At 30.0% G+C, this 20,364-nt stretch carries 16 protein-coding genes; 3 read left to right on the plus strand and 13 right to left on the minus strand.

What is annotated here, in order from left to right; genetic code table 11:
• Positions 1 to 78: 78 nt before the first annotated feature.
• Genes BV55_RS0101460 through BV55_RS0101470 form a run of 3 tightly spaced genes read right to left on the minus strand, consistent with a single transcriptional unit; the run spans position 79 to position 5,630 of the window.
• Positions 79 to 2,874 carry a YhgE/Pip domain-containing protein gene (locus tag BV55_RS0101460; protein ID WP_029450948.1) on the minus strand — a complete coding sequence of 932 codons (2,796 nt, stop codon included), beginning with the start codon at positions 2,872 to 2,874 and terminating at the stop codon, positions 79 to 81.
• 20 nt (positions 2,875 to 2,894) lie between these two features.
• Positions 2,895 to 4,991, minus strand: a complete 2,097-nt coding sequence (locus BV55_RS0101465) for an efflux RND transporter permease subunit (protein WP_029450949.1) — start codon at positions 4,989 to 4,991, stop codon at positions 2,895 to 2,897.
• A gap of 24 nt (positions 4,992 to 5,015) precedes the next feature.
• A complete protein-coding gene (locus BV55_RS0101470; RefSeq protein ID WP_035794503.1) occupies positions 5,016 to 5,630 on the minus strand; it encodes a TetR/AcrR family transcriptional regulator in 615 nt (204 codons plus the stop codon).
• Positions 5,631 to 6,024: 394 nt separating this feature from the next.
• Here BV55_RS0101470 and abc-f point away from each other — a divergent pair, with 394 nt between their 5' ends.
• Entirely contained in the window at positions 6,025 to 7,938 is a 1,914-nt protein-coding gene (gene abc-f, locus BV55_RS0101475; RefSeq protein ID WP_029450951.1) for a ribosomal protection-like ABC-F family protein, read from the plus strand.
• A 44-nt stretch (positions 7,939 to 7,982) separates the two neighbouring features.
• Here abc-f and BV55_RS0101480 read toward each other — a convergent pair whose 3' ends face one another.
• The 3 genes from BV55_RS0101480 to tsaD form a co-directional block, all read right to left on the minus strand.
• Positions 7,983 to 9,263 (minus strand): S1C family serine protease, encoded by a 1,281-nt coding sequence (locus BV55_RS0101480; protein WP_084170467.1) that lies wholly within the window; start codon positions 9,261 to 9,263, stop codon positions 7,983 to 7,985.
• 184 nt (positions 9,264 to 9,447) lie between these two features.
• Positions 9,448 to 10,467, minus strand: coding sequence for an alpha/beta hydrolase (locus tag BV55_RS0101485; RefSeq protein ID WP_029450953.1), 1,020 nt, complete (start codon positions 10,465 to 10,467; stop codon positions 9,448 to 9,450).
• 2 nt (positions 10,468 to 10,469) lie between these two features.
• Positions 10,470 to 11,492 (minus strand): tRNA (adenosine(37)-N6)-threonylcarbamoyltransferase complex transferase subunit TsaD, encoded by a 1,023-nt coding sequence (gene tsaD, locus BV55_RS0101490; protein WP_029450955.1) that lies wholly within the window; start codon positions 11,490 to 11,492, stop codon positions 10,470 to 10,472.
• A 224-nt stretch (positions 11,493 to 11,716) separates the two neighbouring features.
• Here tsaD and BV55_RS0101495 point away from each other — a divergent pair, with 224 nt between their 5' ends.
• On the plus strand, positions 11,717 to 12,343 hold the full coding sequence (locus tag BV55_RS0101495; RefSeq protein WP_029450956.1) for a RusA family crossover junction endodeoxyribonuclease: 627 nt from the start codon (positions 11,717 to 11,719) through the stop codon (positions 12,341 to 12,343).
• 23 nt (positions 12,344 to 12,366) lie between these two features.
• Here the strand turns inward: BV55_RS0101495 and BV55_RS0101500 are convergent, their stop codons facing one another.
• On the minus strand, positions 12,367 to 13,218 hold the full coding sequence (locus tag BV55_RS0101500) for a homocysteine S-methyltransferase family protein (RefSeq protein ID WP_029450957.1): 852 nt from the start codon (positions 13,216 to 13,218) through the stop codon (positions 12,367 to 12,369).
• A gap of 93 nt (positions 13,219 to 13,311) precedes the next feature.
• Between BV55_RS0101500 and BV55_RS0101505 the strand changes: the two genes are divergently transcribed.
• Positions 13,312 to 13,887 carry a GDSL-type esterase/lipase family protein gene (locus BV55_RS0101505; protein ID WP_029450958.1) on the plus strand — a complete coding sequence of 192 codons (576 nt, stop codon included), beginning with the start codon at positions 13,312 to 13,314 and terminating at the stop codon, positions 13,885 to 13,887.
• A gap of 196 nt (positions 13,888 to 14,083) precedes the next feature.
• Here the strand turns inward: BV55_RS0101505 and BV55_RS0101510 are convergent, their stop codons facing one another.
• The 6 genes from BV55_RS0101510 to ftcD form a co-directional block, all read right to left on the minus strand.
• Positions 14,084 to 14,449: a DUF1667 domain-containing protein gene (locus tag BV55_RS0101510; protein ID WP_029450959.1), complete on the minus strand. Its 366-nt coding sequence runs from the start codon at positions 14,447 to 14,449 to the stop codon at positions 14,084 to 14,086.
• 5 nt (positions 14,450 to 14,454) lie between these two features.
• On the minus strand, positions 14,455 to 15,714 hold the full coding sequence (locus BV55_RS0101515; protein WP_029450961.1) for an NAD(P)/FAD-dependent oxidoreductase: 1,260 nt from the start codon (positions 15,712 to 15,714) through the stop codon (positions 14,455 to 14,457).
• Between the two features lie 28 nt (positions 15,715 to 15,742).
• Positions 15,743 to 17,179, minus strand: coding sequence for an NAD(P)/FAD-dependent oxidoreductase (locus tag BV55_RS0101520; RefSeq protein WP_029450962.1), 1,437 nt, complete (start codon positions 17,177 to 17,179; stop codon positions 15,743 to 15,745).
• 259 nt (positions 17,180 to 17,438) lie between these two features.
• A complete protein-coding gene (locus BV55_RS0101525; protein WP_051652361.1) occupies positions 17,439 to 17,924 on the minus strand; it encodes a hypothetical protein in 486 nt (161 codons plus the stop codon).
• 240 nt (positions 17,925 to 18,164) lie between these two features.
• Positions 18,165 to 19,403 (minus strand): imidazolonepropionase, encoded by a 1,239-nt coding sequence (hutI, locus tag BV55_RS0101530; protein WP_029450964.1) that lies wholly within the window; start codon positions 19,401 to 19,403, stop codon positions 18,165 to 18,167.
• A 22-nt stretch (positions 19,404 to 19,425) separates the two neighbouring features.
• Positions 19,426 to 20,331, minus strand: coding sequence for a glutamate formimidoyltransferase (gene ftcD / locus BV55_RS0101535; protein WP_029450965.1), 906 nt, complete (start codon positions 20,329 to 20,331; stop codon positions 19,426 to 19,428).
• Between the last annotated feature and the right edge of the window lie 33 nt (positions 20,332 to 20,364).

Genomic DNA, 20,364 nt, shown 5'->3' on the forward strand with positions numbered 1-20,364 from the left:
AAATCTTAGTTGCATCTTATTTTAAGTTATGGTGCTTTAATATTATTTATATTGTAATGCCCTATCATAGCTTATTTTTTATTTGCTGAATATATTCTTTATCCAGTTAATAAAACCTTTCTTTTCTTCTTTAACCTCAACTTTTGTTTCTATTTTTGCTTCTGGTATTTTTATTTCTTCAGTTTTTATTATAAATTTAACCTTACCTTCCATGCCTTCTTCTATACCTGAAAATGTTCCGTAGTCTTCTGATAATTTCACTATTTCATCTTTAGATGCTAATACATCATCTATATCAGTTACCCCTTCACTTACTTTATCATGAAGCTTTGTTACTCCTTCTTCATCAAACTTTGTCATTCCTTCGTTTAATTCTTTAGCACCGTTTTCTAATTGATTTGAAGCATCTTTTAATTGTGCGGCTCCAGAGCTTAAACCTTCAATTCCATTGTTTAAATCTGATGTACCTTGATATAACTTATTTGCACCTTCTTCTAGTTGCTTTATCCCTCCAGTTAATTGTGGAAGTTTATTTAAGGATTCTCTTACCTTATTTACATTATTTCCTTCTAAAGATTCTCTCATTATTGAAAGTATATCTTCACTATCTTTAAGGTGTTTTTGCATAGCCATTAGTGTATTTATACTTTCAGGTGACTTGGATATCTTATCCATTACCTCTGGTGTCATATTATTTTCTAGAGCTGTTATTATAGGTTGAAGATTTTTCATATCTTCTTCTAATACTGCTATATTTTCTACTGTTTCTTTAAATTCTTTACTCTTACTAGCTTCTAATAATTTCTTTGATACAGCTATATTTTGTTTGTTTTTATCTAAAGTAGACTTCATTCCTTGTATAGCTGGAAGCATTTGATTTACCTTATTAAGTTCGCCCATAACCTCTTTATTGTTTAGTACTTCATTTAATCCATTTAACATAGCCTGTGTCTCAGGATCTTGTATTTTAGATTGAGCTCCCTTTAATGCAACAGTCATTTCATTAATATTCTTCATAGTTTCTGGATTAAGAGCTTTTGAAATAGCTTCTAAAGCATCTTTGTTTTGCCCAAGAGCTTCTTGAAGTGCTATTAAAGTTTGTAAGCTTTCTTCCATGCCATCCATGCTACCTTTAGATTTAATAAATCCATCTCTAGCACCTACAACTGCACTATTGTATCCGCTAATTAATGCTTGCAACTGATTATTTGCAGCTGCTGTTTGTGGATTTTCTAATGGATACGCTGTATTTACTGCTACTCTTAATGCATTAACATTTTCTTCTTTAACCAGCTCATTTGTATCTGCAACAAATTTATTAGCCATAGCTTGTTGCTGATTTAAAGTTTTTTCCATCTCTACTCCATTTACCTTTTCTAGAGCTTTTGCTGAATCTAATATATTGTTAATTGCACTAGCATTTTGAAATATAGGAGCCAGTGTATCTATCACTGATAGATCCATAGTAGCCAATGAATTTAATTCTCCCATAAGTGGTGCTAATTTATCTACATTTTTCATAACTTCTAGTAACGGTTGTAGTTTTTTAGCATCTACATCTACACTACTTAGCTGATCTGTGGTATTTATTAAAGCCTCAATATTACTTATATTTTCTGGTGTAGATAATGCTTTCAACTGTTCAATCATGGGATTTGCTAGCATTTTTGATATGCCAACTGCTCTATAATCTACAAAGGTCTTACCCATAAGGTTTATATTATTTTCACTAAGTAAAGGTATTAACCCGCCAACACTTGAAACATCAATATCTTTTGCAAAGTAAGCATCATTAATTAATGTTCTTTCTCTTTTAACATTATTATCATCTGTTATTAATGCAATCTTTTTTTGATTTTCTTTTTTTGACATTTCACCTTGAATTGATCCAATACCTTTTCCCGCAGTATTTATGCCAGATTTTAAATCATAGGCTCCATTTCTTAGGGAAGTACTACCGCCCTTTAATTTATCAGTACCAACAACTAAATCCCCCATCTTTTCAGCAAAAAGACTTTCTCCTTCTGATAGCTTTTCACTACCTTCTTTTAACTTTCCACTAGCATCCTTTAATTCATCTATTCCATCAACTAGTTCTGAAAGATCTTTAGAATCTTTTAGCTTTTCAATTTCTGGAAGATCAGGTGTGGCTGTTATCATTACTGGTCCCATCTTAAAGTTTTCAACATCAGCTTCTATTTCAAGCTTATCTTCAAGTCCAAGATCTATATCCATAGTGTTAAGTCCTAAGCTCTCCTTTAATCCTGGTAATCCAATATAAGTTATTATATTGTTATTTCCATCAGAAACTATTTGTCCAGAGTTTACATTTATATTTTTAAAGTTATCTATTGGTAAGTTTAGTAAGGCTACAGTAGCAAAAGGTGTATATATTGTTTTTTCTTTGCCATTAATAGTAACTTTATGTGCTTCTTTATTTCTTATTTCTAAGCTTATTTTTACCTTACCAGATTTTCCTGCTAATTCTTCTGGTTTTATACTTACTCCATTTAAATAATATATCATTGTTATTTCTAAAGGTAGCTCTTCATTAGAGTTTCCTTGATAAAAAATATCATTTTCTTTAGATCTCCATGTAATTGATTCTCCATTTATCTCTGGCTTATCTTCACCTTTTATATTTTTAATGTCCTTTAAATTGGACTTATCTTTTATATCACCACCGTTTGGATTATGAATCCAAGTACTTACTATCTTATCTTGTACCTTTCCTTCTTTATCCAAGGTTATATATACTGATTCATCTTTTTTAATTGCTTCTGATGCCTGTACTAAGTTAGGACTCACTATTGAAGCCACTAAAACAAGGCTTATAATTGTTTTTGACATATAATTTAACTTATCTTTTCTCATTGTACTTACCTCCTGTAATTTTAAGCTGATAATTTAACATCTTCGTTTGGCTTTTTCTTTTGTCCCCATCCTTTAGTTGTAAGACCTATAAATTTTTCTGAAACTATTAATATTGATGGTAATATGAATATTATTACAACCATACTTATAAGAGCTCCTCTAGCCATTAAAAAGCATAGACTCTTTATAAGTTCCATATCTGATATAAGTGCTACTCCTGCAGTAGCGGCAAAAAATGTAAGAGCACTTGTTACTATAGATTTTGCTGAACCTTGCACGGATATTTTCATAGCTTCTATCTTGTCATATCCATTTCCAATCTCCTCTTTGAATCTAGATGTGAGTAAGATAGCATAGTCTACAGTTGCTCCTAGCTGTATGGTTCCAATTACTATATTTGAGATAAAAGGAAGTGCTGTACCTGTGTAGTACGGAATTCCAAGATTTATAAATATAGCAAGTTCTATTGATAATACTAAAATAAATGGTAATGAAAAAGATAAAAATACTCCAAATATTATAGCAAATATAGCTAAAATTGAAACTACATTTACTCTTTTAAAATCGCTCTCTGCTATACGAATTAGATCTTTAGTTAAAGGTCCTTCTCCCGATACCATAGCATCTTCATCATACTCTTTTGCAATATTTATTATTTCGTCTACTTGAGCATTTTCTTCATCTTGTGCTGCTTTATATATAGAATTTGCAACTATTAAGTTGTATCCATCCTTTTTAAAGTTTGATTTTATATCTTCTGGGACAAAGCTTTCTGGAATTGATCCACCTACTAATTTATCATAAGATAAAACTTTTTCTATTCCATCAACCTTTTCTATTCTATCTGCCATTTCTTTCTTTTTGTACTGTGGCAAATCGTCTTTTACAACTATCATATGGGTAGTTGTCATATTATAATCTTCTTTAAGCTTGTTTAAGGCTACTACAGATTCCATATCTTTAGGTAATGATTCATCTAAGTTATAATAAACCTTTGCATTATTGGCTCCATAAATTGCTGGTATAAAAGCTATAATGAATATAACAACAATAAGCTTATAGTGATTAGTTACATAATCTGCAACTTTTGTAAATTCAGGCAATATTGTTTTATGCTTGAACCTGTGTATAGCTTTATCAAAGTATAAAACTAATGCTGGTAAAATAGTTACCGTACATATTACTCCAAGTAATACTCCTTTAGCCATTACAATTCCTATATCTTTTCCAAGGGCTAGTTCCATAACACAAAGTGCAAGGAAACCTGCTATAGTTGTAAGAGAACTTCCTGATATAGCTGTTATAGTATTTGCTATTGCTTCTGCCATAGCCTCTTCTTTATCTTCTATTTTAAGCTTTTCTTCTTCATATCTGTGTAATAAAAATATTGAGTAGTCCATAGTTACCCCTAATTGGAGTACCGCTGCCAAGGCTTTTGTTATATAAGAAACCTCGCCTAAGAATATATTGCTTCCAAAGTTATATAAAATTGCAAACCCAATGGAGGCTAAAAATATAAATGGTATAATTACAGATTCCATAGTAAGTGCTAAAACTATTGTAGATAAAATTACTGCAATTAACACATAAATAGGAGTCTGCTTATCTGAAAGATCCTTTGTATCTTTTACTATAGCTGATACGCCACTTAGAAAGCTTTTTTCATCCATTACCTTTCTTATATCTGTTATAGCATTTTGTGTGACCTCTGAGGAGCTTCCTTCTTTATACTTTATTACCATCATTGTAGAATCACCACTGTAAAGTGCCTTTTTTACATCGTCTGGCAATATTTCTTTTGGAATAGATATGTCTAATGCATCATCTATCCAAAGTACACTGTCTACTCCCTCAATTGTTTGAATTTTTTCTTTTATTCTTGATACCTCTTTAGGTTCTGCATCATCCATAATTAGCATAGATAAAGATGCACTTGCAAATGTATCATCCAATATATTTTGACCTTTCATAGAATCTAGTTCCTGTGGTAAATAAGTCAAAACATCATAATTTATTTTTGTATTTACCATACCAAAGACTGATATAATTGATAAAAGTACTGCTACTATAAGAACTATATTTCTATGCTTTGCTATGAATTCACCAAATTTTTTCACTTTGCCTCAATCCTTTCTTTATGTTTAAACTTCTAACATTTTTTTTATAGTTTTAAATAAAATAGGTTTCATTGTATCCATGTCGTAGGGTTCTTCAAGTATAATGCTGCTATAACAAACACTTCCTATAAGCTCTATAATCATAAATAGAATCTTTTCTGATTCTTTTTTATCTGTGCCTCGTGATTCCATATTAACTATAAGTATATCTATTACTTCTCTCATTTCTTCATGTTGTTCAGGTTGCATTATAGCTCTTCTATATACTCCCCATGAAAAGTTCTTATTTACAATCTTAAGCATAAGTTTATTATCTTTTAAATATTCTATTATATAGTTAACATAAAATAAAAACATATCTATAAAATCGTCAAAAGATTCTTCTTTGGTTTTTTGCATGGCTTCTTTTATAAGACCAGAACTTTTTTGAAGTATAATTTTGTTTATAATATCGTATTTGTCTTTAAAGTATAGGTAAAATGTTCCCTTGGCTACTCCTGCCTTTTTAACGATATCGTCTATGGCCGTATTTTGAAATCCTTTTGTAGTAAAAAGTTCATAAGCCGCACTATATAAATCCTTCTCCTTTATTAGTTTCTTATTTTCTGACTTGCTTTTTATTTCATCCTTTTTAGTTATCTTATCCACATTATCCACTCCTGATATATTCTTATGTTACATTCATAATCTTCCATACTCCTTCTTCCATAGGAAACCCTTTAAATTGTTTACTCTACCTTAGTTCTTTTATCTATTTATAGTAAACTTATTTAGTTTAATGACTGTCGGTCATTTATCTAACATATATTATTATATCCCTTAATGACTAATAGTCAATATGTTTTTTAAATTTTTTTATTAATAATTTTACGACCTTTTTTTCAAAGTTAAATGTATACCTTTACTACGTTCAAATTACTAAATGCAAGATTTATAGATGATCTATGTTATAATAATAAATATATTTTTTGTTATTAAAAATGAAAATATAGTATAATGTAGTCAATAATAAAAAAAACAAGGCGGTATTAATATGATTGTTATTGGTTGTAAAAATATTTCTAAAAGTTATGGTGTAGATGTAGTGTTAGACAAAGTAACTTTTTCTATAAATGAAGGTGATAAAGTTGGTTTTATAGGTGCTAATGGAGCTGGTAAATCTACCTTATTCAAAATATTAACAGGTGAACTCACTTATGATACAGGTGATGTATTTATAGATAAAAATAAAGCCCTAGGGTATCTTTCACAGCATCTTTCCCTAGGATCTAATAGTAGTATTTATGAAGAAATGCTTTCTGTTTTTAGTGAGCTATTAGCCATTGAAAAAAAACTAAAAGAGTTAGAAATGAAATTAAACGATGGCTATGATCCTAATAACGCTTCCTATCATGATAAAGTCATAAAAGACTATACTACTTTAACTGAATTATATAATAATAAAGGTGGATATACCTATAAAGCAAATATTAATAAGGTATTAAAAGGATTAGGATTTTTAGAAGAGGATTATGAAAAGCCTATAAATATTCTAAGTGGTGGTCAAAAGACTAGGGTCGCTCTTTGTAAACTTCTTCTTACAAAGCCTGAAATATTGCTTCTAGACGAACCTACAAATCATTTAGACCTAGATGCTATAGAGTGGCTTGAAGATTACTTAAAAGGTTATAAAGGAACCATCGTTATTATATCTCATGATAGATTTTTCTTAGATGCTATAACTACACACACCTTTGAACTTATTAATGGACACGTAGATTGTTATAACGCAAATTACTCAAAATATATAGATCTTAGAAAAAAAGAGTTTGAAACAAAGCTAAAGGCTTATAATCTCCAACAAATTGAAATTAAAAGGCAAGAGGACATTATTGAAAAATATAAATCTTTTAATCGTGAAAAAAGTGTACGTGCAGCAGAAAGTAGAGAAAAAGCTTTAGCTAAAATAGAAAGACTCGAAACTCCTGATAAAGATGCAAAAGCTTCTAAAATAAAATTCGAAACCTTAATAAAAAGTGGAAATGATGTATTATATGTAGAAAATTTAAGCAAAAGCTTTGGAGAAAACCACCTTTTCTCCGATGTTAATTTTGATATAAAAAGAGGGGATCGTATAGCCCTTATTGGTGAAAATGGAAGAGGTAAAACTACTCTTTTTAAAATTATAATGGACGACATCCCTGCTAGTACTGGTACTAAGACCTTAGGTAAAAATGTTTTTATAGGATACTATGATCAAGAACAGTCAAACTTAAATGAAAATAAAACAATTATAGATGAAATTTGGGATGAGTATCCTCACATGACAACAACGCAAGTTAGAAATGCTTTAGCATCTTTTCTTTTCACTGGTGATGATGTTTTTAAAGAAATAAATAAATTGAGTGGTGGCGAAAAGTGTAGAATTAACCTTTTAAAGCTCATGCTTTCAAAATCTAATTTTCTATTATTAGATGAACCTACAAATCACTTAGACATTATGTCAAGAGAAGCCTTAGAAGATGCCATAAATAACTACGATGGAACTTTACTTATTATTTCTCATGATAGATACTTTTTAAATAAGGTTATAAATAATATCTGTGAACTTAATTCAGATGGCATAAAAGAATACCTTGGAAATTATAATTACTTCCAAGAAAAGAAAAAGAATCCCTCTAGATATGAAGGCTTAGAAGAGCTCCAAAATAAAAGTAAAACTCAGGTGTCTGAAGAAAAACGTAAAAAACGACTTTTAGATAAAAAGGCAAAAGAAGAAGAAACTAAACTTAAATCTTTAGAACAAGATATTTCATCTAATGAGTCAAATATACTAAAACTTCAAGAACTACTATGTTTAGAAGAGGTTTATTCAAACGCAGAAAAGAGTGAATCTATTAACAAAGAATTGCTACAACTACAAAAAGTCTCAGAAACCTTATATGACGAATGGGAAAAGCTGATATAGTAATTACTATATCAGCTTTTTAAACTTATCTCTTCTTGTTAAATTTACTTTTTTTCCTGTAATGTGAGATTTATAGTTTTACTTTTTCCTTCCCTATAAACTTCAATGCTAACCTCATCACCATTATTTTTTTGAGATTTTAGCTTATTTAATTCAGCCATAGTATTTACCTTATTACCATCAAAACTTGTTATGACATCTGATGGTCTTATTCCAACCTTTTCTGCTGGACTAAATTCTATAACCTCCATAACATAAACTCCCACAGGTATTTTGTTTTCTTTAGATACATTTTCTGATATATCTCTTCCCCTAATGCCTATTTCTAATATAGGTTTTGATAAATCTCCAAGTTTTGCTTTAGCTTGATTTATAGGTATAGAAAAACCAATACCTTCTACGCCACCTTCTGCTGATTGTGAATTAATCTTTGCAGTGTTCATACCTATAACTTGACCTCTTGAATTTAATAAAGGGCCACCGCTGTTACCAGGATTTATAGCTGCATCTGTTTGAATAAGTGTTAAGTCTTTACCACCTATATTTATGGATCTATTTATTGCACTTACTATACCCGATGTTACTGTACCTAAAAATTCTTTTCCTAGAGGGTTTCCTATTGCAACAACAGATTCTCCTGCTTGAACAGAATCCGAATCTCCAAGTTCCACTACTCCTGGCATCTTCATCTCTTCCTTTATCTTAACTACAGCTATATCATTTTCTGCATCGTAGTTTATAACTTTTGCGCCAACTTCTTTACCATCATTTAATATTACTTTTACATCTTGAGCTCCATTTATAACATGATAATTTGTAAGCAAATAACCTTCTTCATTTATTATAAATCCAGAACCTATACCCTCTGTTGCCTGATTTCCAAAAATGCCATAGTCTTTTATACTTTTAGTAGTAACTCCAACCACAGCTGGGCCCACCTTATCTATAATTTCAGTAACTGTTAGTGCATCTTTCTCTTCTCTTAAAGTAGTAGGTCCATAATCTTTGCTTTTTTCTTCTGTTATAGTTTTATATAATGCTGTATTTTTAAAGTTTTCACTTTGTGGAGCTATATATAGTACTCCAGCTGCTCCTAGAAGTCCTCCTATTATAGCAAATATCAATGACAAGGCCACATATGGGAAGATACTTCTATCTCTATTTCTTTTCTTTTTATTATTTATTTTCTCCATACTTGTATTCTCCCTTCGATGATTTTTATTATTATTTAAGGGGTCTTCTTTTGGTATAATAATAAAATCTGGTGAATATCCTTGTATGTTCGCTTTTGTACCTTCAGAGTTGTTTTCATACCTATCATCCATTTAAATCATCCTCTCTATACCTATATTCTACCTTTACATATATATTAAACTATAATTGTTACAACTGTATGTCAAAATATAAAGTTTTAGTGAGGTATTCAAATTATATATTGAAATCCTCACTAAAACTTTATATTTAAGTATACTTGCAAATAACAAAAAATATTATTCACCTTTCTATAAATTACTCCTTTTCAGATAACTTATCTGTATCTTTCAAAATATTTCCTAAATAAAATATAATTGAATTTTCATCTTCTAATGGTATATTATTTATATTAGGTAATACTTTAACTTCAGATTTAGATGATAGTTGTGCAAGTTTACTTGCTTCTTTTATATATTCGTCACCTTTATTCTCGCTTAATAAAATTACTAATGGTTTATCTCCTAACATTCCTTGTTGTTGTAAATCCAAATTGTAATCTTTCAAAATATTTAATTCTTCTTTGTATGCTTTCAAATATTTTTTGCTTACAGTAAAGGAATTAAACACTTCTGCATTTTCTTCTGAAAGCAGTGATGTTATATCATTTCTTATTTTAATCACATTTATATTATTAAGTATTCTTATAGAACCTATACTGGAAAATGTCTCCTGGACTGATTTATTTCTTATTTGTTTTTTTAAATCTTTTTGGGTTTCCTTTAAGCTAAGATCCTTCTCTAATATAGGATTTATGAGTATTGAGCCTATGACTTCATTTGGATACATTTTAGCAAAGTTATTAGCTAAAAGTGATCCATATGAATTTCCCACAAATATATAAGGTCCATTAACTGCTCCTTTATATAAAATATCTGAAAGGTCTTTAACCTCATCCTCTATACTTACATCTTTTCCCGCTCCTTCACTTAAACCATATCCTGCCCTATCATAATAAAAAACTCTAAAATTCTTTGGCATACTCTTAACAAGTTTACTCCATTCTAAGTGATCAGCTCCTATATCAGATTCTAGAATTATAGTAGCCTTTCCATGTCCAATTAAATCATAATATATCTTTTTTTCATTTATAGACACATATTTGCCTTTGCCTTTTGCTTTAATGCTCATCTTATGGCTACTTATATTTTCATATAACATTCCAAAAAATGTTACTAAAAATAATAATACAACAACTATTTCTATAATTCTTAATTTATTAACCTTTCTTTTGGGTTTGTATTTATGCATACTGTTAGAGTAAGGTAAAAATTTCATAATTATCTTTCTCCTAATTTAAGATTGGGTCTTGCATTTAAATCTAAATCAGATTTTATTCCTTTCATAAACTCAAAATAACCAGCACTTCCTATCATGGCAGCATTGTCAGTACATAAAATCGGATCTGGGAATAAAACCTCTATACCTTCTTTATTTCCTTTTTCAATAAGATTTCTTCTAAGTTCTGAATTAGATGCAACTCCACCTGCTATAGCTATTTTATCTACACCTTTTATTTTACAAGCCTTAAGAGCATTGTCTGTAAGCACTTCAACTACAGCTTTTTGAAATGATGCAGCCACATCTGCTTTATTTACTGTTTCGTTTTTCATTTCCATTTTATTTAGATAATTTAAAACTGATGACTTCACACCACTAAAAGAAAAATCTAAAGTGCCATCATGAAAATTAGCTTTAGGGAACTTTATAGCATCTTTATTTCCTTCTTTGGATAGTAAATCTATCTTAGGACCTCCTGGATATCCAAGCCCTAGTGACCTTGCAACTTTATCATAGGCCTCTCCTGCAGCATCATCTCTAGTTTCACCTATAACCTCAAACTGTCCAAAATCTTTTACATATACAATAAATGTATGTCCACCTGATACTACAAGACACATAAATGGTGGTTTTAAATCTTTGTATTGGATAAAATTCGCACTTATATGACCCTCAATATGATTTATACCTATTAAAGGTTTTTTACTTCCATAAGCTAAGCCCTTTGCATATTGTATGCCTACCAAAAGCGCTCCTACAAGTCCTGGACCATATGTTACCGCTATGGCATCTATATCGCTTAAATCCATAGAAGCTTCTTCTAAGGCTTGTTCTACCACTATATTTACTGCTTCTATATGTTTTCTCGATGCTACTTCTGGAACTACACCTCCAAATTTTTTATGTGTTTCTATTTGGGATGAAATTATATTTGAAAGAACTTGTCTTCCATTTATTACAACAGCTGCGGCTGTTTCGTCACAACTGCTTTCTATCGCTAATATCTTTATATCTTTATCCATATTCAACCATCCTTAATATAATCATTTTATCATTATATTATACTTAATACGTATTATATAATCAATGAGTTCGAAGTCAATAATAAAATTAATACATAAAATTTAAAAATGGCACTTGAGAACATAAGTTTTCAATGATAGAATAATTACCATGGAAATAATATATTTAATAAAGCTATAAAGATCTTTATATAATCTTAAATTCTAATAAAGGAGTAATGTTTATGTCATGCTATTATGCTAAAGTTGTGGTAAAGGGCTCTCCTATATCAAAATCTAATTTTAAATTGTTTAATCTTAGTGGACGAGCTATTTTACCTTATAACTCAGGAAAATACCACGATAGATATGCCTTATATGAAGAGGAAATTGCCTATGCCACAATGTGCCAAAACCCTAATATAACACTTACAGAATCTTTAATAGCAATATTGAAGGTTTATTATAAAAGCTCTAAACGTCACCCTGACACTAACAATATTACTAAGAGTATATTTGATGGAATAGAAAAAAGCGGATTAATAATAAATGATGCTCAAATAAGAAGACTTTATATAGAGGAATTGTATGATAAAGTAAACCCTAGGTTTGAATTAGAACTTTACGCAGAAAGTAAGTATAATATATCTTATAAAATAGATGAAAATGAAGCTCTCTTAGACCCAATAGAATATACCCCACCATCAAACAAGGTAGTAAAGTCGCCTTCTAATTTGCCTAAAGATAATTTGAAAAAGAGCCATAAAAAGTCCTGTTATATCTGTTCAAAATCTTTAGCTGAAAATGAAGGTATGTCGGCTGATAATGGGAATAAATTTATATGTGAAGGTTGTTTTAAAAAGTTATTTTAATTTTCTCTAATACTTATCATATTTTAAATATCCATAAGTCTTTCTTTTAATAATTTTATATGAATTGGATTAGTGCCACAGCATCCACCTATATATATTGCTCCTGCTTTATATATAGATTCCATTTCATCTATAAATTCAGATTCTAATACACCATAAGTTAATATATTATCTTTTTCTTTTGGAATTCCTAAATTAGGTTTAGCTATTATAGGAAATGGTGAATATGTTTTAAATTCCTTAGTTAATGACAAAGCTTTTGATCTTACATCTACACAGTTAAACCCCAAAGCTTTTAACTTATAATCCTTAAGTAACCTTACAATATCTTTTGTAGTTTCTCCTGAATATAACCTATTATCCTCATTAAATGTAAAACTTAAAAATATATCTTTATTAGTATCCTTAAATGCATCTAACGCACATAATGCTTCTTGCATTTGATACATAGTTTCTATAAATATCATATCTATATCTAAATCTTTAATTATTTTAGCTATTTCATAATAAGTTTCATATACGTCTTTTGAGTCCACAAATTTATCATTCATATCAATCCCAAGTGGTCCTACATCATAAGCAACTAAAATATTTTTCTTTGACTGATTTGCTAGATCTATAGATGCCTTTATCAAGGTTTTAAGTTTATGCTCATTACTTTTTAAGTTTATTCTGTTTAAAGAAAAACTATTAGTAAGTATTACATCACTTCCTGATTTTACGTATTCTTCATGAACCTTTTTAATTAAATCTTCATTTTTAATATTTAACTCCGGTATACTTTTATAGTTACTTATTCCATTTTGTTTTAAAAATGAGCCCATAGCTCCATCTAGTAATATATAATCTTTTTTTGCTTTTCTATCATTTTTCATAGATATTTCCTTTCTATCCTAATATAATAAGTACATATTATGTTTTAAATATATCATAAAACAAGATTATTTATTTATAAACAGGAGGTTACCTTGAAAATTATTTTTATTGGAGATAGCTTAACTTTTGGTTATGGTTTAGAAAAAAAATATAGATGGATTGAAATGTTAAAAAGTAACATTAATCTTGAAATTACAAATAAAGGCGTAAATGGAGATACTACCACAGGAATTTTGTCTAGATTCTATGAGGATATAATTATTCCAAAGCCTGATTATGCTTTTATAATGGCTGGAACTAATGACTTCCTACTTGGTAGAAGTTCTTTTGCCGTTTATGATAACATAAAAATATTAATAAAAGATTGTGTTGACAATGATATAATTCCTGTGATTGGCATACAGCCCTTTGTAATTGGTTCCATGGCTATGATTTATTGGTCTTCATACTTAGATTATTCTCTGGTTAATTCACTGATATACACCTATAAAGAAAGTATTATAGATTACTGTACTAAAAGTTCCATAAGATACATTGATTTTGGTGCTTCCTTTAGAAATATAATAAATTTAGAAAATAAAGAAGAATACTTTATAGATGGTATACATCCTACAAAAGTCGGCCATGAACTTATGTATAATATGTTTTTGGAGATAATGGAGCTTTGATTATTAAACCTAATAAAAAAACATTGTAAGTATACACACTTATAATGTTTAAATTAAATATGGACAATTTATCATACCTCTCTAATCAAAAAAATCATTAAGTATCATAATATTTAAAAAAACTAAAAAGAAGAAAGAAAATCTTTGTATTTTCTTTCTTCTTTTTATATTCATATAATCTAAAGTATTTTAATGTTTATTTTGATACTATACTTCTTGTTGCTATTATATTAACTCCAGTACCTGCTATGTCCTTAACTATTGTATCTCCAACGTTTATAGGGGCATTTACTTTTAATCCCTTTAACGCTTTAATACAATCAAACATCTTACCTTTTGGTACATCTATCTCTGTCTTTACAGGTACCATTTGTATTTCCCCATTTTCTACTTTTACTGACGAGGTTATTATTCTTGTAGGATTAGTACACTCTTTTATTCCATACTCATAACCTCTCTTACAACTATTTCCTGTAACATTAATAGCTTCTTTTCCTTCCATTTCAACCTCAAGCCTACATCCCATAGGACAAGATATACATATTAACTCTCGTTTTTCCATATTACCTACTCCCTTTCTATCTTGATTGTGATGCTTTGGCATTTTGTATGCTTTAATAACATCTCTTTGCTTAATCTCACTGTTTCCATTTCACCTGGAGTAAGAATCCTTTTCTTTATATGCATCTCTCTTACATCGTCAAAATACACTGCTACGTAATAATCTTTATATACTTCTCCAACTCTAAATCTAACTTCTAATTGTTTTTCAACATTATTAGGATTTAATAGTTTAGGAACAGTATATCTTACTCCTTCAGTAGCTATTATATCTATCTTTTCACCTTCAAAGCTTCTTCCATTTACATAATTTGCAGCATTTTTTCCTGCGTTATAACTTTCTAAAGTAACGTTATCCACAAGGTCATGAACATGAAGTACATTTCCCGAGGCGAATATACCTTCACTATCGGTTTGCATACTTTCATCCACTTCTGGTCCTCCGGTTACATTAGATAGTTTTATTTCAGCTTTTCTTGATAGCTCATTTTCAGGAAGTAATCCTACAGATAATAATAAAGTATCACAAGGTATATACTCTTCGCTGCCTTTAATTGGCTTTCTGTTTTCATCAACTTTAGCCACAGTAACTCCCTCTACTCTATCTTTACCCTTTATATCTATAACTGTATGGCTAAGTCTTAATGGTATATTAAAATCGTCAAGACATTGAACTATATTTCTATTAAGTCCTCCAGAGTAAGGCATAACTTCTACTACTGCCTTTACGTTTGCTCCCTCTAAAGTCATTCTTCTGGCCATTATAAGACCAATATCACCTGAACCTAATATAACCACTTCTTTACCTGGTACATAGCCTTCTATATTAACAAACTTTTGAGCCGTACCAGCAGTATATATACCTGCACATCTACTTCCTGGAATATTTATAGCTCCTCTTGGTCTTTCTCTACAGCCCATAGCTAAAATTAAACTTTTAGCTTTTATTTCAATTATTCCATCCTCTGGATTTACGGCTGTTATAACTTTATCCTTAGTTAAATCAAGTACCATAGAATTTAATTTATATGGTATTTTATACTCATTTATCTTTTCTACAAATCTTTCAGCATATTCTGGTCCTGTTAATTCTTCTTTAAATGTATGGAGTCCAAATCCGTTGTGAATACATTGATTTAATATTCCACCTAAGTGGTCTTCTCTCTCTAAGATCAATATATTATCTATACCCTCTTCTTTTGCAGCCACTGCCGCTGCCATACCAGCTGGTCCGCCTCCAATTATAACTATATCAAATTCTTCCATACCTAAATCCTCCACTCTATATTTAAAATTAGATTCCTTCTTTATTTTCTGATACTAATATATTAGAATTCCCTTTATTTTTCTTTATCATTGTAACTGGAACATTTAATTCTTTAGATAGTATATCAACTATTCTACTAGAACAAAATCCACCTTGACATCTTCCCATTCCAGCTCTAGTTCTTCTTTTTACTCCATCAAGTGTTGTTGCACCTAATGGTCCTTTTATAGAATCTAAAATTTCCCCTTCAGTTATAAGTTCACATCTACATATTATCTTACCATACTTAGGGTCCTTAGCTATTAATTCTCTTCTTTCATCATTGTTCATTTCCCTAAACTTAGGTATAGACTTTCTTATAGGATCAAAGTTACTTTTTAGTGAAGGATTAAGTGTTTTTATAACTATATTTAATACAACTTCCGATATAGCTGGCGCACTAGAAAGTCCTGGTGATTCTATTCCTGCCGCATTTACAAAGTTTTTAGCATCTCTTGCTTCACCTATTATGAAATCATCTAAATTACTATGTGCCCTAAGACCTGAAAAGTTTGTTATTATTTGATTCATAGGAATGTTTTTAACACTTTTAGTGGCTCTTTTCAATATATCATCTAAGCCTTCTTTTGAAGTTGTAAAATCTTCTTTGTCATCTATATCCATAGCATTAGGACCAACTAAAAGATTTCCGTCTACTGTAGGTGTTACTAGTACACCCTTTCCCATATCTGTTGGGAGTTGAAATATAGTACCATTTATCATATCTCCTGCAGCCTTATCAAATAAACAGTATTCTCCTCTTCTTGGAGTTATTTGTATCTTATCCTCACTTACCATATTATTTATTTCATCTGCAAAAACTCCAGCTGCATTTATAACAACCTTACTTTCAATATCTCCATTATTAGTTTTTATTATATATCTATCGTCTTTTTTAATTATATTTTCAACCTTTGTATTTAGTTTAAATTCTACACCATTCTTACAAGCGTTTTCTGACAATGCAATAGTAAGTTCATAAGGACAAACTATTCCACCTGTAGGAGCATAAAGAGCTGCTACAACCTCTTCTGATATATTAGGTTCCATATCTAAAATTTCTTCTTTTGATAATATTTTAAGATTTAGAACTCCATTTAATTCCCCTTGTCTTTTTAAGTCTTCTAATTTATACACATTTTCTTTTTCAAAACAAAGTACAAAAGATCCGTTTCTCTTAAAAGGAAAATCTAACTCCTCCTTTAATTTATCAAACATTGCGTTACCCTTTGCATTTAATTTACCTTTCATTGACTCTGGATTTGCATCATAACCCGCATGAATTATAGCACTATTTGCCTTGCTAGTTCCCGAAGATACATCTTCAGCCTTTTCTATAACACAAGCATTTAGTTCATACTTACTAATATCCCTTGCTATAGAAGCCCCTATAACACCTGCTCCAATAATTGTAACATCATACATTTAAAACCCTCCATTCTTTTATAACAAAAAAAAAGAGAACAAGACTTAAGTATCAACTTAAATCTGGTTCTCTTAAACTCACCAAAATTTTAAATATCTATTATTTTATATTAAATTATATATTAAGTTTATCATATTTTATATTCTAATACAATAGTTTCACAATCTTTATAATAATATTTTCTATAATTATATATATACGCTTATTAAACTATATATGATAAAAGTTTCAATATAAGTTTAGTGTATTTTATATTTGTTAAATTATATTCCCACTAGTATCTATAATAACCTCTTTAAAATTAATCTCTTTATCACATCTTTTTAATGCACTTATTATAATCTCTGTTATATCCATGCAACAAGGTACTTCCATCCTTACTAAAGTTACTGATTCTATTGGATGAACTTTTAAAATCTCTACTATTGTGTTTTCATAATTAGTTATATTCTCAGCTTTAGGACATAATATAAGAATTGATTTATCTTTCATAAAGTCATTATGAAAATTACCATAAGCATATGCAACGCAATCTGCAGATATAAGTAGGTGCTTATTGTCTAAGGAGGATGCAAAAGGACTTACGATCTTTAGTTTTATAGGCCACTGTGAAATCTTTGAAGACATATTTTTGCTCTTATTTATATCTTCCACCTTGTCATCTATACTGTCTACATTAAATCCTTGGAATACATCAAAATCTACTGAAAATTGCATTCTCTTCTTATTTTTATCACTCTCCATAAATATCCTCCTGTATATAAGTTATTTAAACTATACTCTTTTAAAACAGTATAGTTTAAATAATTATTTTAATCTGTATCTCATGTTACAGGTTAAAATATAAGAAACTTTTATACATGAAGTATAATCTATGTTTTTATTTGATTAATTATAAAAAGCAAAGAAATATATAAAGTTCAATTACATATTTCTTTGCTTTAATTTTATTTATACTCTATTCTTAAATTTTGTTTTATGAATTTAAATAACAACTTTACCACTTTTAATTACCATGTCTACAGTATTCATTCCAATATTATAAGGAATAAATTTATATGAAGGATACTTAAGCATTATAATATCTGCCTTTTTGCCTACATCTAAACTTCCAATCTTATCTGCTCTATCTAAAGCTGCCGCTCCATTTATAGTAAGTGCAGTTATTGCCTCTTCTATAGAAAGATCCATTTGAATGCAAGCAAGCGCAAACATTAAAGGTATAGAGTTAGTAAAGCAACTACCTGGGTTAAGGTCTGTAGCTAATGCTACTGCGCATCCACTATCTATCATTTCCCTTCCTCTTGCAAAAGATTCTTTTAAACTAAAGGCAGTACATGGAAGTAATGTAGCAACAGTACCTGCTTTAGCCATATCTTTTATTCCCTTATCTGAGGCTTGTAGTAAGTGATCTGCTGATGTAGCACCTAATTCCCCTGCAAGTTCTGCCCCCCCTAGTTGTACTATTTCATCCGCATGAAGTTTGATTTTCATACCTAAAGACTTAGCTGCCTTTAATATTTCTCTTGATTGCTCTATAGAAAAAACATTTTTCTCGCAAAACACATCGCAAAATTCTGCCTTATCTTTAGCCTTTGGCAATACTTCATTTATAATAAACTTTACATAATCGTCTGTTCTATCCTTGTATTCCTTTGGAGTTGCATGAGCTCCTAAAAATGTAGACACTACATCCACAGTATGATCTTTGTTTAATCTTTCCATTACCTTTAATTGCTTTAGTTCTGTATCAATATCAAGGCCATATCCACTTTTACCTTCTACTGTTGTTATACCAAACTTAAGCATAGAATCTAGTCTTTCCTGGCCTAGGCTATAAAGTTCTTCTTCTGTAGCCTTTCTTGTGCTTTCTACACTATTTATTATGCCACCGCCTCTTTCCATAATAGACATGTAGCTATCACCTTTTAATCTCCAAGAAAACTCTTCAGCCCTATATCCTCCAAACACAAAATGTGTGTGTGAATCAACAAATCCTGGAAGTACAGCCTTTCCTTTTGCTGATATTACTTCATATTCTTCTTCGTTTATATCCTTTAAAACTTCTTTTGATATACCTATATCTTTTATGATTCCATCCTCTATAATTATAGCTCCATCATAAATTACAGCTATATCCTGCATCTCTTTTCCTTTTTTAGCCTCAAATCCGCTACAAGTAACTATTTCTGAAGCATCTTTTATAATAATCTTATTTTTCATATCGTTTACTCCCTTCAATTCATTATTCCATTAGAGAGTTTTCTAAAACTTGGTTTAGTGAGAAGTTCTCTATTCCCATATAATAAACAGCAGTATCAATTAAAGCCTCCATAGGCAAAAGTCCTATAACTTCGCTACCTACTACATTAACTCCATATCTCTTTGCTTCCATTTTAACCATTTCAAAAGATCTATATAGTGAGGTCTTAGTATAGTCTGTCATATTCATGGATATTTGTGTTATTCCTCTTTCTTTTAATTCAACGCCCATGGCCTTACAAAATCTTAATCCTCCACCTATGAATCTAACATTTTTTGCTATATTATTTGCTATATCTAAATTACCAGTATCTAGATTAACGTTGAAAGCAACTAATGGCATTCTAGCACCTATAGCTGTAACTCCTGCAGTTTCATGAACATGATTTGGTCCAAAATCAGGTTTCCACCCTTCTTCCTTTAATTTTTCGTTCATCTTTTCAAATTGACCCTTTCTAACCTTTGCAAGATTTTCTCTTTCAGGGGTAGAAGCAGCCTTTTCGTATAAATAAATTGGTAATCCATATTTTTCTGATACTTCTTTAGCTAAATCTTTTGCAAGCTCTACAGCTTCTTCCATAGTAACATTTTTTATAGGTATAAAAGGTACTACATCTGTAGCTCCCATTCTTGGATGTTGTCCTTTATGAACCCTCATATCTATAATTTCAATTGCTGTTCCCATAGCCTCTAGTACTGCATTTTTTAATGCAATCGGTTCTCCAACAACAGTTACAACTAATCTATTGTGATCTTCATCTCTACTATAATCTAATAACTTTACACCTTGTTTTCCTCTGAAACTTTCCAAAATCTTTTCAATCTTCTTTATATCTCTTCCTTCACTAAAGTTTGGAACACATTCCATTAACCTTTTTTCATTACTCATATTAAATTTCATCCTTTCACAATTAGCCCTTAC

This window comes from Clostridium algidicarnis (genome assembly GCF_000703125.1).
Classification (GTDB): domain Bacteria; phylum Bacillota; class Clostridia; order Clostridiales; family Clostridiaceae; genus Clostridium_L; species Clostridium_L algidicarnis.